Genomic DNA, 14,144 nt, shown 5'->3' with positions numbered 1-14,144 from the left:
CCTTAATAGGCCGCTGTGCCGCCTGCCTTGACCATGGCGCCCGACGGGGCGGCCAGGTACCAGACGTTATTGACCCCCTGGCCCAGGATGTCGCCGGGCTTGGTGTCCTTGGCGTAGTAGTACAGCGGCAGTCCCTCCAGCGTCACCTGCTTCTTCCCGTCCGGCGTCGCGATGGTGCCGAGCGTCCCCGTGACGCCATCCGCGGACGGCCGTTCGGCGGTTGTGGTGACCGGTGGCCAGGCCGCCAGGCACGCGTCCGTGCAGGCGCTGGTTCCCGAGTCCTTTACATCCTTCGTGAAGAAGTAGACGCTCATGCCCTTCGCATCCACAACGATGGCCCCTGCGGTTGAAGACGCCGTCTTGAGGTCGACGGCGGTGCTCGCGGTTGCAGGGGCCGCAGGTGAACCGGACGTGGCCGCCGGAGCGGTGGTTGCCGGTGCGGTTCCGGTGCTGCCGCCGCAGGCAGCAAGTGCCGCGGACAGGGCCAGGACGGCGAGGCCTGCGCCCAAGTTGTGTTTCATGGGGTTGCTCCTTGGCTGGGCCCGGCGTCGGATCACCGGACGCTAACCCGTACGACGCACCGGGACCAGGAATGGTTCACCCCCGCCTACCTGCGTGATGAACCTTCTGCCGGGCCGCGGCGTCTTTACGGGCGTATAAAAGAACTGTGGAAGAACCCCGGCAGGAGGGACGCCGTGCCGCTTGATGAGGACGTGGTGAAGTCCATCTACCGCGACCACGGCCCCGCCCTGCGCCGCTTTGTGCTGGGGGTTTCCCGGGATCCGCAGCTCGCCGAGGATGTGGTCCAGGAAACCGTGCTGCGCGTCTGGCAGCAAACGCCCGAGATCACCGGAAGCCTGCGCAGCTACCTGTACCGGACCGCCCGGAACATTATGATCGACAACTACCGCAGGGCGCAGCGCCGCCCCGCCGAAATGCTGGAGGGCGACGTTACCGAGCCGGCCGCCGTTATGGAAAGAGTGGACGAGCTCCTCAACCGGGTGCTGGTCGAGGAAGCCCTGGTCCGGCTCAGCAAGGAACACCGGGACGTCCTGGTGGCCCTGCATTACCGGCGCTTCACTGTCAACGAGGCCGCAGTCCAGCTCAACATCCCCAGCGGAACGGTCAAGTCGCGCGCCTACTATGCCGTGCGGGCGCTGCGCACCATCCTGGACGAGATGGGGGTGGAACGGTGAACAGCGCCGAACCGCACAGGCTGCTGGGCGCCTACCTCCTGGGCGGCCTGGACGGGCCGGACGTGGAGGCGTTCGAGGCCCACCTGGAGGAGTGCGGGACATGCCGGAAGGAACTTGCAGGCCTGGAGAAGATCCCCATGCTGCTGGACGCCCTCCCCGTGCCGGATGCCGTGGCGCTTACGGCTGCGCCGGGGAGGGCGCCGGATCCGCTGCCGTCCCCCGATCCGGTGCCGCTGCTCCGCAAACTGGCGCACCGCCGTCGGACATTACGACGGCGGTGGACGACGCTGGCAGCCGCCGCGGCTGCCGCCTGCCTTGCCCTGGGCCTGGCCGGCGGTCCGCTCCTGGTCCGGCCGCCGCAGCCGGACGCCACGTATTCCGTGCAGTCCGGCGCCGGCCTCCAGTTCAGCGTCGACCTCGCCCGGAAGACCTGGGGAACGGAGCTCGCCGTGAACGGCAGCAGCCTCCCGGTCGACGGGACGTTGTCCCTGTGGGTCCGGGACCGCGACGGCGGTGAGGACCGGGCGTGCGCATGGACGGCCACGCCCAGCGGCAGGGTCAAGGTCACCGGGGCCACGCCGCTTCAGCTGGGGAGCATCGCAAGCGTTGAACTGCGCGACGCCACCGAACACGCCGTGGCGGTCATCACCGTCCCCTGAGGCCTGGCCCTGGCTGCGGCCTGCCTGGGGCCTTAGTGGTTCATCTTGCCCAGCTTGGCCCGCACCATCATGAACACCCCGTAGCAGATCAGGCCTGCCCCCACGGCGGCCAGGAGGTAGACGCCGAGTGGCTGGTCGCGCAGGGCCCGGAGGCCGCCGTCGAGCCCGGTGGAGTCCTCCGGATGGGCCTGCAGGGTTGCGACGGCGATCAGCAGGCCGGTCAGCAGCAGTACCGTTCCCTTGGCCACGTATCCCGTGACTCCGAGGACCGTAACGGCGGTCCTCGGAGTCGGGGAAGCCGGCATGACCAGGTGCTTTTCGAAGGATTTTTTCAGGCCGCGGATGCCGTAGACGACTCCCGTGACCGCGATGGCGGCGCCCAGCAGCACCAGCAAAGCCACACCGCCGGGTGCTTTCAGCAGGGTGAAGGTGAGATCAGAGGCGGCCTTTTGGTTGTCTGCGCCGGAACCTGTTCCCCTGGCGAAGGACATAAGCGTCAGCGCGAGCCCCGTGAAAACGAGGGCCTGGGCGCCGGCCTTCGCCTTCTTTCCGGCTTTTTCCTTGGTGGGCAGGCGGTTGTAGTCAAAGATGGCATCGCTGAGCTGCCAGAGTGCCAGCCCCGCGCAGGCCGCGAAGCTCGCCCACAGGAGGAACGGCCCCGCGGGCTGGGTGGCGAGCTCGGCAACCGCACCGCTGAAATCAGCGTTCCCCGTGCCTCCAAACGCCAACCGGATGGCGATCGCGCCGACCAGCAGGTGCAGGATGCCGCTCGCCGCGAACCCGGCCCTCGCCAGCAGTTCCAGGGTCCGCGAGTTGGTGACGTTCTCAGCCGCGTCGACGGCCTGCTTCATTTCCTTTTTGATGGCTGTTCCTTTGTGCATGTGCTGAGCTGGCGTGCGCCCCCCGCACACAGGGCAATCGTGCCACGCCAAGACAGTCCGGAACAGTGGCCGCCCCACGGCACCCGGAGTGGGTGCGCGGGCAGCCCGTCAACGGACGGCAGGCGATGGGGAGGAATCCCCATCGCCCGGCAACCGGGGCTGTGCAAGCATGTGACCAGCGACTGAACACGCACCAGTTCCTGCCGGGGGAAACACCATGACTTTTTACGGCGCTGACGTCAGCCAGCTGCGGGCATTGGCCAGGGCGGCCGATCAGGCGGCGTCCATGCTGGGCACCCGGGCAACGTCACTCCACAGCCAGATCCAGTCGGCACCGTGGAAGGGCGACGACGCGGAGCGCTTCCGGCAGGAGTGGAGCGGAAGCCACCACCCCGGCCTGGAGAAGGTCGCCTCCAGCCTGCGGGAGAACGCCAGGCTCCTGCTGCTGCACGCGGAGGAACAGGAAAAGTCCTCCTCGGCTTCCCCAACCGGAGGCGGAAGCAGCTTCTGGGGCAGCGTAACGTCGCTGGCCGGCCGGGCCGGGGGATGGCTGGCGGACCAGGCCGCTGCCGCCGCAGCCGCTGCTGAACATCGCCGGGAGCTGCAGGCGGACCTGGAGCAGTTGCTTGACGCCGGCCCGGTGGAGCAAGCCGCCTGGTGGGGCAGCCTGTCCGCGGCCGACCGGAGATACCTGATCGTGGGCGGGGACGGGGACGGGCCGTTCGCCGTGGACCTGATGCGCATGGACGGCGGAATCCCCTCGTCCGTGCAGGCGCTGGCGCGGGAACACCTCCAGGAGCTGGCCAAGGCGGACATCCCTGTCTACTCCGAGACGGGAACGGCGTCGATTGAGGCCCGGGTGGCCTGGGTCCACGGCGGCGCCGAAGTGGGGACGGAAGTGGTGGAGAACGTTGACGGCTCCGCCACCATGAAGGTCTACGGGAACATGGGGCTCGGTGTCAACGACACCGCGGGAGCCGCCGGGGTCACCCTCACTGGCCAGGTGTCCCGGGAATACACGTTCGGGAGCGTGGAAGAGGCCATGGCTGCCCGGGAGCAGATGTACCGGGACCTTCCGCCGGACAGCGTAGGCGAGATCAGGGATGTTGCTGGCAACCCGCCCGGCTACATCCTGGACACCATCAACGAAGCCGCCGGAGACAACGGCTCCACCGGCCAGGCGGACAAGGCCAAGGGCACGCTCTCCCTGGAGGCCGGGGCGGAAACCGGCGCCGCCACCGGCTCCGCGAAGCTGGACCTGGGGTACGAACGGAACCTCACGGACGGGACCGCGACGGCGGCGGGCGAGGTTTCTGCCCAGGGCAAGCTGAACCTGGACGGCCGGGTGTTCGAGGCTTCGGGCAAGGGCGGGCTGCAGGTTTCCCTGGACAAGGACAACAACATCGACTCGGTGTCTGTATCCCTGGACGGAACGGTGGCGCGGGGGATCGAGGCAGGTACGGACGTCAAGGCGGCCAAGATCGAATCCTCGGTCAGCGTGGGGACACAGGGCACCGTGAAAATCGACGTGGACTACTCCCCGGAGAACAGGCCAGTCATTGACAGCTACCTCCGCAACGTCGCCCTGGGGAATGAGTACGACGCCGCCCGCGACGCCGCCAGGCTGTATGAGGCCGGGTCCGCAACCATCCGGGTCAATAACGTGGTCACTGCCTCCACCGGGGCGGGCCTCGACGTGAAGCTCGGCGAGGTGGAGGTCAAGACCGAGAACAAGGCAACCACCAACGTGTCCACGTACTATAAGGTGCCCAACGACACCAGGCTCGAGAGGCTGTGACCATGTCCGTGCACATCGAATCCCCGCTGGGGTTCACGGCAGACTTTCCGGAGCACACCCAGGTCCTGGCCGATTCCACGGCCGGCCCCAACACTGGGCAGTACGGTCTGTTGGGCGGCGTCCTGGTCACCGTTGTCAAGGACGATACCTCCGTGCACGGCGCCCCGCAGGCCACCGGCTGGGCCCACCTGATGTCGGAGTTCTACCTGGAGGAGCGGGGCGGGACCCTCTTGGCCGAGGGCGGACTGGACCTTCCAGGGAAGGCAGCATACGCCGTGGTGGTGGGCTACAACGACGCCGGAGGGTCGCCAAAGGTCGCGGCCACGGTGGGCGTGTGGCAAAACGCGCAGTTCATCGGCGTGGTGGTCATCTGGCCGTCCACCGACCCGTCCCTGGAGCCGCGGCTGGGCATGCTGAAGGAGATTGTGGCCGGCATCAGCCCGGCCTGACAGCCTTGTCCCTAGCGCCGGCGGTAACAGAGATCGAAGATCAGCCGGCCGGCCTCGTGGGCCTTGGCCTCGAAGCTGGTCCGGATCCTGCCTTCGAAACGGGGCGCCCAGCCTCCGGTCTCGTCGATTCCCTCGTTGGGTCCGGTGTGCTCGGTGCTCACCGGTGCACGGCCCTCCCTGACCGGCGCTCCGCCCACCACGGACTCGACGCCGGACTGCCACACCTGGGTCAGGGGGCTTTCCGGCCCGCGCCGCTCGCCGGTGTGCAGGTTGTCAAAATCCTTGGAACCCGCCAGGACATCCCGGACGTGGACGGCGTAGTTGGACCAGTCGGTGGCGATCCGCCACAGCCCGCCCGGCTTCAGCGCGCGGGCTGCGAGGTCCGCGAACTCTGGCTGGATGAGGCGGCGCTTGTGGTGCCGGGACTTGTGCCACGGATCGGGAAAAAAGACCCACAGTTCGCTGACGGAGCCTGCCGGGAGCATCGTGGCCAGGACCTCGGGCGCGTTGGCCTCCACCACCCGGACATTCCTGAGGCCGCGGCTGTTGATCTTGATGATGGTGTTGGCCAGGCCCGGGGTGTAGACCTCAACGGCCAGGAAGTCGGTGTCCGGGTTCTGCTCGGCGGCGTGGCACACGGCATCGCCCAGGCCAGAGCCGATCTCCACAATGAGGGGAGCCTTGCGGCCGAACTCGGCTTCGGCGTCGAACGTGTAGTCGGGATGGACCGAGGTGTTCGCAACGTGGCGCGGGACGTCCACCGCCCACCGTTCGGCGTGCTCTTCCCAGGCCGCCTGCCGGCGGCCCTGCAGGCGCGTGCCGCGGCGGACGAAGCTGACCGGCCGGCCGCCGTACGTGCCAAAGGAAGCCTGCGTCCCCGGCGTGACGGGCCTCGGGACATGCGGCTGCTGGGGGTTTTCTGGGGATTCGCTCATCCCTTCCAGAATAGCGGCGCCGGAGGGGAACAACTTATGGAGACCGCTCGAGGAACAGCCAGACGCCCACGTACACGGCAACGAGGGCAGTGGATAGGCACATCGACGCTACGGAGAACGTCCGGCCGGGGGTCCTCTGCTCCGACCGCTTCACAGCGTGGAATGCCAGGGCCAAGGAAGCTGACATGAGAACGGAAGGCAGACTCAGGATGAGGATGTCGACTGCCCATGGCGGCAAGGGAGACCAACGAAAGGAGAAGGCCAGCACTGCGACGAGCATATGCACGAGGGCAGTAACAAAGAGGGAGGCAGGGGCAGCAATTGCAAGGACCAGGCTGGCGGCAGCCAGCCAGATCACCGGGCGATCCCGACAAGAGGGTGTGTGGAGTGACGGCCCCGACGGTACTCCCTCCTCTGCGGATGACTTCGGATCAGGGCGTGGAGGGCCGGGACCGGGTTCAGGTGCTGCCACGATGTTCCTCCTCTGATTGCCGTGCAGCTGCTGGTTCCAACGTAGGCGTGGGGCGGAACTGCCAGAAGGCACCGCGGTCCCTATGTGGATAACCCAGGGAGGCAACCCAGCCTGCAAGAATGGGCGGATGAGGGAAGCGACCGACGCCGAGGCAAGGAACCGCCGGGCTGGTGGCCCTGCGGCAAACGAGCAACCAGGGTTCCTGGTGGACGCCGAGGTTGACGAGACCCCGGCACCGGAACCCACCCGGGTTGGGAGCCGCCGGCAGCTCGTGTACCTGGGGCTGTGCCTGGTCCTGGTGGGACTCAACCTGCGGACGGTCTTTTCCAGCTTCTCCGCGGTCCTTCCCGAGGTAACTGCCCAGGCTGCCCTCCCCGGCTGGGCTGTGGTGGTGCTGACCACTGTCCCCGTCACGCTCCTGGGCGTGTTCGCACCCCTGGCCCCGGTCCTGGCGAGGCGGTTCGGTGCCGAGCGGGTGCTCCTGGGCGCCATGGCGCTCCTCACGGCAGGACTGTTGCTGCGCCCCGCCGGACTGGGCCTGGCAGCAACAGGACAGGGCGCCGGCCACCTGCCCGCGCTCCTGGCCGGGACGGCTGCCTGCGGGGCAGCCATCGCGCTGTGCAACGTGCTGCTGCCCGGGCTGGTCAAGCGGGACTTCCCGCACCGGCTGGGCCTGATGGGCGGGCTCTACACCACCGCCATCTGCGCCTCCGCGGCGTTGGGCGCCGGCTTCACCTACCCGGTCTACACGGCTACGGGGGAGTGGACCCTGGCGCTGTGGTCCTGGGCGGTGCCTGCCGCCGTCGTGCTTGTGCTGTTCCTCCCCGTGGCACTCCGCCAGCCGCGCATCCGGCACCAGGCCGTCCGGGAGGGCGTGAACGTGTGGCGCTCCCCGGTGGCCTGGCAGGTGACCATCTTCATGGTGCTGCAGGCCATGATGTCCTTCAGCGTCTTCGCGTGGCTGGCGCCGATCCTGCGCGAGCGGGGCGTGGACGGGGGAGCGGCGGGACTGATCGTCTCGGGGTCCATCGTGCTGCAGATGCTCGGCTCGCTGTTCGCGCCCGCACTGGCCGCCAGGTTGAAGGACCAGCGCGCCATCAACACCATCGTTGCTTTGATGACCGGCGCCGGCTTCGCGCTGAGCATCTTCGGTCCCCTGGAGCTTGTCTGGGTGTGGGCCGGCCTGCTGGGACTGGGCCAGGGAAGCCTCACCGCCGTGGCGCTGACCATGATCATGCTCCGGACCCGCGACGGGCACACTGCCGCGCACCTGTCGGGAATGATGCAGGGCGTGGGCTACGGGCTGGGCTCCACCGGCACGCTGCTGGTGGGCCAGCTGCACCAGGCCACCGGATCCTTCACCGCCGCCGGGGTCCTGTTCCTGGCGGTGGGGTTGCTGGCGGGGATCTTCGGGTACCGCGCCGGCCGCGACCGGTTCGTCAGTTAGGGGCGGGCTGCCGTGCGGGATTCCGTTGTTCCGGCCACCCGCCCCGCGGCGGGCATCCTCCGGGGGCCGTACCTCTGGGTGACCGTGGGGACGTGTGCCCTGGTGTTCCTGGCCGCGTTCGAATCCCTTGCCGTCACCACCATCATGGCCCTGGTCAGCCGCGAACTCGACGGCGCCGGACTCTACGCGCTCGCGTTTGCCGGTCCGCTGGCAACAGGCGTGATCGGCATGGTTGCCGCCGGAAACTGGTCCGACAGGCGCGGGCCCACAGCCCCGCTCTACGCATCAGTGGCGTTGTTCGTGCTGGGCCTGCTGATTGCCGGGACCGCGGCGTCCATGCCCGTGCTGGTTGCGGGCCGGCTGGTGCAGGGGCTGGGCGGGGGAGCCCTGACAGTCGCGTTGTATGTGCTGGTGGCGCGCATCTATCCCGGCAGCCTGCACCCCAAGATCTTTGCCGCGTTCTCCGCCGCGTGGGTGGTGCCGTCCCTGGTAGGGCCGTTTGCGGCAGGAATCGTGGCGCAGGTCTTCAGCTGGCACTGGGTGTTCCTGGGCGTGGTAGGCCTGGTCATCCCCGCGCTGGTGATGATTGCGCCCGTGCTGAAGGGACTCGAGCCGCCTCACGGACCGGCCGGGGAGCCGGGGGATGCGCTGCCGCCCTGGGCGCCGGGCAGACTTGCCTGGGCAACCCTGGCGGCGCTCGCTGTCCTGGCGCTCAACCTGTCACGAGAGCTCCGGATCCCCGGCCTTCCCGCCGCGCCGGCGCTCCTGGCCGTTGCCGCCGTCGTCCTTGCCCTGCTGGCCGTCCGCCCGCTGGTTCCGCGGGGCACCCTCACCGCCCGCCGCGGCCTGCCCAGCGTGATACTGGTGCGCGGGCTCGCCGCGGCAGCGTTCTTCGGAGCCGAGGTTTACCTGCCCTACCTGCTGATCGAGCTGTACGACTTTTCGCCCACATTTGCCGGCCTTACGCTTACCGGCGGGGCGCTGGCCTGGGCCGCAGCGTCGGCAGTGCAGGGGCGCCTGGGCACCAGGCTGTCCCATCGCCGTGCTGTGGGCATCGGCGCCCTGATGGTCCTGGGGGCGGTGATCCTCGCATTGGTGACCACCGCGCTGCACTGGCCGCCCGCCGTCGTCATTGCCGGCTGGATCCTCGCCGGCGGCGGCATGGGACTGCTGTATCCGCGGCTGAGTGTCATGACCCTGGCGCTGTCCAGCAAGGAAAACGAGGGCTTCAACAGCTCCGCCATGTCCATCGCGGACTCCCTGGGCGGCGCACTGGCCCTCGCAACGACGGGCATCGTCTTCGCAGCGTTTACGACGACGACGGAATCCTTCGCCGGGGTCTTCGGCCTCGCCGCCGTGCTCGCCGTCGCCGCTGCCGCCGTCGCGCCCCGGGTCACCGCCGCCAAAACCCCCTGAGTTGGACAAAAACTCCGTGGCCTGGGCGGGCGGCAGTCAGGGCAAGCGTGTGGCCCGCAGGACGACGTCGGCGATGGTTGCGTGCTGGCCGTCAGGCCCGGTTACCGGCCTCTCCCGGCTGGTCTGGACCTCCAGCTGCCATTCGGGACCGTCAAGCCCCAGTTCCTGGACGAGCTCATCACAGGTGTAGAACATCCCCTGGTGGTCGTGCCCGCCGCCCCACGGCGGCAGCCTGTCCGGGTGGTGGCCCACCACCAGCAGCGTGCCGCCGCGCTTGACTGCGGCCGCCGCGGTGCGGAGCGGGCCCTGCCAGGCGAGCTCCTGCGAGTGCAGGAACTGCGACGTCACGAGGTCGAAGGAGTCGCCGGGCTGCCATTGGCTGAGGTCTGCCTGTTGCCAGGTGATCCTGCTGGCAATTGTTCCCTCTGCGGCATGGACGCTTTCGCGGGCCAGCGCGGCCTTCTCGTGGGAGTGTGCCCGGTCGAGGGCCACCGCGGAGACGTCGACGGCGGTGACGGTCCACCCCTGCTGGGCAAGCCAGATGGCGTCAGCGCCTTCCCCGCAGCCGAGGTCCAGCGCCTTCCCGGGGCGAAGGCCACCGGCTTCCCGGACCAGCTGCGGGTTGGGTTTGCCGCTCCACATCCGGGGTTTGCTGCGGTAGCGGTCGTCCCAGATGGCCGCGGCGTCGGCCCCGCTGTGGACTGCCAAACCCTCGCCGAGCGTGGCGTCGGAATGGCCAGAACCGGCGTCGTGCATCGTCTGGTGCGTTTCAGGATGCTGCTGGCGTGATCCAGGATGCTGCGCGTCATTCCCGGGGGCGGCGTGTTCACTCATGCCTCAAGCGTGCCCCGGCCCCGCCCCCAAGGCAACGACCAACCAAGTAGCGCTAAGTGTCGTTTTGAGGGTTCAAAACGACACTTGGCGCTACCTACTTGGGAGGGGGCGGAAAAGTGGGGTGGGCCAGGGATGCTAGACTGGTGGAACTTGATGTGCAGTGATGCCCAGGATTTCCTGTGTGAAGGTACCCCTTCATCCAGGGGACAGGGCTTTTTTCATGTGAGAGGCACATCCTGCGTCGATGAACGCATTCCATTTGGTCCCGGCCGCCGCTTTGCATAAGCGGCAGCAGGCTGGTTGACCACCTGAATTTTCTTCGGCGAACCCTTGAGCCAACCGGCATCGGGGGCCGATATCCACACGGATACCGCCTGAAAGACCTTTGACTTTGACTACATTTGCTGCCCTCGGCACGCCCAAAGCCCTCGCCGACACCCTCACCGCCCAGGGAATCGAAACCCCGTTCCCCATCCAGGTGAAGACCCTCCCTGACACCCTTGCAGGACGCGACGTCCTGGGCCGCGGCCGCACCGGCTCCGGCAAGACCATCGCCTTCGCCATCCCGCTGGTGGCCCGCCTCGCCGAGCGCGAAGCCCCGTACTTCCGCAAGCCCGGCCGCCCCATGGGCCTGGTCCTGGCACCCACCCGCGAACTGGCTACCCAGATCAACGCCACCATCGAGCCGCTGGCCAAGGCTGCCGGCCTGAACACCACCGTGATCTACGGCGGCATCTCCCAGGCGCGCCAGGAGAAGGCCCTGCGCGCCGGCGTCGACATTGTCATCGCCTGCCCGGGCCGCCTGGAGGACCTGATCCGCCAGCGGATCCTCACCCTCGAGGCCGTGGAAATCACAGTGCTGGACGAGGCGGACCACATGGCCGACCTCGGCTTCCTGCCCGTGGTGAAGAAGCTCATGGACATGACCCCCAGCCAGGGCCAGCGCCTGCTCTTCTCCGCCACCCTGGACAACGGCGTGGACAAGATCGTCCAGCGCTACCTGTCCAACCCGCTGACCCACTCCGTGGATGACCCGCAGGCCGCGGTGACCACCATGGAGCACCACGTCCTGGTGGTCAACGACCAGACCGTCAAGAAGCAGCTGATCGTGGAGCTAGCCTCCGGCGCCGGCCGCCGTGTCCTCTTTATGCGGACCAAGCACCACGCCCGCAAGCTGGCCAAGACCCTGACGGACGCCGGGATCCCCGCCGTGGACCTGCACGGCAACCTCTCGCAGAACGCCCGTGACCGCAACCTCGCCGAGTTCTCCAACGGTGACGTCCGCGTCTTGGTGGCCACCGACGTCGCCGCCCGTGGTGTCCACGTTGACGATGTCGAACTGGTCATCCACGTGGACCCGCCCACCGAGCACAAGGCGTACCTGCACCGTTCAGGCCGTACCGCGCGTGCCGGTTCCGACGGCACCGTGGTCACGCTGACCCTGCCGGAGCAGCAGACCGACGTGAAGAAGCTGATGAAGGCCGCCGGCGTCGAGGTGAACTTTGAGCGCGTCACCGCCTCTTCGCCCATCGTTGCTGAACTCGTGGGCGAGATGGCCGAGAAGATCGACCCGCGCACCCGCGCTGCACTGCTGGCTAAGAAGGCTGCACAGCAGGGCGGCGGCACCTCCACCGGCGCCAACGCGGAGCGCAAGCGCGCCCGCCGCCAGGCTCCACCCACGGCCGGCGGCCGTGGCGGCCGTGGTGGACGCGGCAAGGTTGGGGCCGAGCCCGTTCGCACCGACGTACCCCGCGCCGAGCGCCGGGCAGTTGCCTTCGAGGGCCGCACCGAAGCCCGCGCAGCGTTTGACCGCGTGGCCGAGCAGAACGAGGACCGCGCCGTTGCCGCAGCGGCTGCCCGCCGCAACAACCGCGGCCGCGGCACCGCTTCCACGCACCGCAACGACGTCCCCGCGGCAGGTGGCCGTGCATCGGCCGGCCGCGGTTCGGACGGCCGCGCAGAGTCACGCGTAACCCGCAGCGAAGCGCCCCGCGGCGGCACCGGCCGGCCGGCAAGCTCAGGACGTCCGGCAGCCTCGGGCGGCCAGCGCAGCGGTCGCCCCGCAACCGGGCAGCGCGCCGCAGCAGGTGCCGGTGCAGGTACCCGCAGCGGCGGTTCACGTGCAGGTGCAGGCGCAGCCGGCGGCAACAAGGCAGTCTGGTCCTCCAACACCGGTGGCACCTCAGGCGGCTCCTACAGCGCAGGCAACGGCGGCGGCTCCGGCCGTCCCGCCCGCAGCGGTCCCCGCCGCGCGTCGGCTCCGGCGTCGAACGAACGCCGCAGCCGCTAACAAGGCCCCTTAACGTCCATCGATTGCTCCGCACCTGCCGTTTAGAAGGTCCATAACGGCAGGTGCGGAGCAATCGATGTGGTCGTCACCAGCCGCGGGCGCGCCACTCCTCGAGGTGCGGCCGCTCGGCGCCCAGGGTTGTCGGCTTGCCGTGGCCGGGATGGACGACGGCGGAGTCCGGGTAAGTGCCGAACAGCCGCTGGGTCACGTCGTCCAAAAGCTGGTTGAAACGCCCGGGATCCTTCTGTGTGTTGCCAACGCCGCCGGGGAACAGCGAATCGCCGGAGAAAATGTGCGCAGGCCCTTCGGGGTCCTCGTACACAAAGGCGATCGAGCCCGGCGTGTGTCCCCTCAGGTGGACCGCCGCCAGCTCAAAGCCGTCCACGGCAACCGTATCCCCGTGCCCAAGGGGCCGGTCCACCGGAACCGGCAGCGCCTCGGCGTCGTCCGTTCCTGCTGCGGTGGTCGCCTCGGTAGCCTCCACCAGTTCCTTCAGCGCCCGGACGTGGTCCCAGTGCTGGTGGGTGGTGGCGATCAGTGCAAGCCGAGGCGTTGCGGAGGTGTCTCCGGCCGCATCCTGCAGCAGTTGCTGGATGGCCGGAAAATCGTCCGCGGCGTCGATCAGCACCTGTTCTCCGCTGGCCTTCGCCGTCAGCAGGTAAACGTTGTTGTCCATCTCGCTCACGGAGATCCGGCGGATGGTCAGGGCGGGCAGGTCATACAGAAGTGAGTCCATGGCTCTGAGTCTATTCACGGCCCTCGGACACCCAGGTGGGATCCGCTGAGCGGGAGCCGACGACGGCGTCCGAGGCTTCACCTAGCGCGTCCAGTTGGGCAGGGGTGAGGTCCAACGCCAGGGCGCCCAGGTTTTCGTCGATCCGGTGCCGCTTGCGCGTGCCGGGGATCGGGACGACCGGCAGGCCCAGCCGCCTGCCTTGGGCGAACAGCCAGGCCAGGGCAACCTGGGCAGGTGTTGCGTCCAGTTCGCCAGCCACGGACCGGACGGTGTCCACGACCGCCTGGTTGGCGTCCGCCGCGTCCAGGGCGAAACGGGGGATCCGGCGTCGAAAATCCTTTTCGCCAAGGCTCGAGGCGTCCACAGTGCCGGTGAGGAACCCGCGGCCCAGCGGCGAGTACGGGACAAAACCCACTCCCAGGGCGGCCGCGGCAGGAACAACGTTGCGTTCCACGTCGCGGCTCCAGATGGACCATTCGCTCTGGACCGCCGCAATCGGGTGGACGGCAGAGGCTTCCTGAAGCTCCTGGGCCGTCACTTCGGACAGCCCCAGGTGCCTGACCTTGCCCTGCTGCACAAGCTCTGCCATGGCCTCCACGGTTTCCACAATCGGAACGCGGAGGTCACGGCGGTGCATGTAGTAGAGGTCAATCCGGTCGGTTCCCAGCCGCTGCAGGCTGCGGTCCACCGCCTGCCGGATGTAGGCGGCGTCGCCCCTGATGTCCGTGTAGCCGTCCGTCGGAGTTCCCACCAGCCCGAACTTGGTGGCCAGCTGCACCTCGTCCCGCCGCTCCTTGAGCAGCCGGGCGATCAGTTCCTCGTTGCTGCCCCCGCCGTAGATGTCCGCGGTGTCAATAAAGCTGACACCGGAATCGACGGCGTGATGCAGCGTCCGGAGCGCGTCCTCCTGGTCCACCTCCCCATACACCGGGGTGAGCGCCATTCCGCCGAAGCCGAGGGGGCTGACCTTGAGGCCGTCGCCGAGGTCCACAGTTGCTGGCATGGGTTCTCCTGTTCGTTCTCTGTTGCAG

13 protein-coding genes are annotated in these 14,144 nt (G+C 68.5%); 7 read left to right on the top strand and 6 right to left on the bottom strand.

The annotated features are described in order from the left end of the window. Nucleotides 1–2 precede the first annotated feature (2 nt). Nucleotides 3–521: a hypothetical protein gene (locus tag KTR40_RS17210; RefSeq protein WP_228404512.1), complete on the bottom strand. Its 519-nt coding sequence runs from the start codon at nt 519–521 to the stop codon at nt 3–5. 174 nt (nt 522–695) lie between these two features. Here KTR40_RS17210 and KTR40_RS17205 point away from each other — a divergent pair, with 174 nt between their 5' ends. Both KTR40_RS17205 and KTR40_RS17200 read left to right on the top strand, forming a co-directional pair. After that, nucleotides 696–1,196 (top strand): sigma-70 family RNA polymerase sigma factor, encoded by a 501-nt coding sequence (locus tag KTR40_RS17205; RefSeq protein ID WP_139030702.1) that lies wholly within the window; start codon nt 696–698, stop codon nt 1,194–1,196. Beyond that, nucleotides 1,193–1,855, top strand: coding sequence for a zf-HC2 domain-containing protein (locus tag KTR40_RS17200; protein WP_228404511.1), 663 nt, complete (start codon nt 1,193–1,195; stop codon nt 1,853–1,855). Before KTR40_RS17205 ends, KTR40_RS17200 begins: the two co-directional genes overlap by 4 nt. 32 nt (nt 1,856–1,887) lie before the next feature. On the opposite strand, the gene KTR40_RS17195 is transcribed toward KTR40_RS17200, so the two are convergent. After that, the gene (locus tag KTR40_RS17195; protein ID WP_228404510.1) at nt 1,888–2,736 is read right to left on the bottom strand and encodes a DUF1206 domain-containing protein; all 849 of its coding nucleotides are present in this window, start codon (nt 2,734–2,736) and stop codon (nt 1,888–1,890) included. A gap of 217 nt (nt 2,737–2,953) precedes the next feature. On the opposite strand from KTR40_RS17195, the gene KTR40_RS17190 reads away from it, so the two are divergent. Together KTR40_RS17190 and KTR40_RS17185 are read left to right on the top strand one after the other, a co-directional pair. After that, entirely contained in the window at nt 2,954–4,534 is a 1,581-nt protein-coding gene (locus tag KTR40_RS17190; protein ID WP_228404509.1) for a hypothetical protein, read from the top strand. Between the two features lie 2 nt (nt 4,535–4,536). Then, entirely contained in the window at nt 4,537–4,983 is a 447-nt protein-coding gene (locus tag KTR40_RS17185) for a hypothetical protein (protein ID WP_228404508.1), read from the top strand. Between the two features lie 11 nt (nt 4,984–4,994). On the opposite strand, the gene trmB is transcribed toward KTR40_RS17185, so the two are convergent. Beyond that, nucleotides 4,995–5,918: a tRNA (guanosine(46)-N7)-methyltransferase TrmB gene (gene trmB, locus KTR40_RS17180; protein WP_228404507.1), complete on the bottom strand. Its 924-nt coding sequence runs from the start codon at nt 5,916–5,918 to the stop codon at nt 4,995–4,997. A 599-nt stretch (nt 5,919–6,517) separates the two neighbouring features. Here trmB and KTR40_RS17175 point away from each other — a divergent pair. Further along, nucleotides 6,518–7,837: an MFS transporter gene (locus tag KTR40_RS17175; RefSeq protein ID WP_228404506.1), complete on the top strand. Its 1,320-nt coding sequence runs from the start codon at nt 6,518–6,520 to the stop codon at nt 7,835–7,837. Nucleotides 7,838–7,849: 12 nt separating this feature from the next. After that, the gene (locus tag KTR40_RS17170) at nt 7,850–9,253 is read left to right on the top strand and encodes an MFS transporter (RefSeq protein ID WP_228404505.1); all 1,404 of its coding nucleotides are present in this window, start codon (nt 7,850–7,852) and stop codon (nt 9,251–9,253) included. A gap of 36 nt (nt 9,254–9,289) precedes the next feature. Here KTR40_RS17170 and KTR40_RS17165 read toward each other — a convergent pair whose 3' ends face one another. Next, a complete protein-coding gene (locus tag KTR40_RS17165) occupies nt 9,290–10,087 on the bottom strand; it encodes a bifunctional 2-polyprenyl-6-hydroxyphenol methylase/3-demethylubiquinol 3-O-methyltransferase UbiG (RefSeq protein ID WP_228404504.1) in 798 nt (265 codons plus the stop codon). 391 nt (nt 10,088–10,478) lie between these two features. Between KTR40_RS17165 and KTR40_RS17160 the strand changes: the two genes are divergently transcribed. After that, complete coding sequence (locus KTR40_RS17160) at nt 10,479–12,377, top strand: DEAD/DEAH box helicase (protein WP_228404503.1); 1,899 nt, start codon at nt 10,479–10,481, stop codon at nt 12,375–12,377. Between the two features lie 85 nt (nt 12,378–12,462). Here KTR40_RS17160 and KTR40_RS17155 read toward each other — a convergent pair whose 3' ends face one another. Then, a complete protein-coding gene (locus tag KTR40_RS17155; RefSeq protein WP_228404502.1) occupies nt 12,463–13,113 on the bottom strand; it encodes an MBL fold metallo-hydrolase in 651 nt (216 codons plus the stop codon). Nucleotides 13,114–13,123: 10 nt separating this feature from the next. Further along, the gene (locus KTR40_RS17150; protein ID WP_228404501.1) at nt 13,124–14,116 is read right to left on the bottom strand and encodes an aldo/keto reductase; all 993 of its coding nucleotides are present in this window, start codon (nt 14,114–14,116) and stop codon (nt 13,124–13,126) included. Nucleotides 14,117–14,144 lie beyond the last annotated feature (28 nt).

This window comes from Pseudarthrobacter sp. L1SW (assembly GCF_020809045.1).
Taxonomy (GTDB): Bacteria; Actinomycetota; Actinomycetes; order Actinomycetales; family Micrococcaceae; genus Arthrobacter.
Note: the sequence above shows the minus strand (reverse complement) of the source record. Positions and strands in the feature narration are given on the sequence as shown.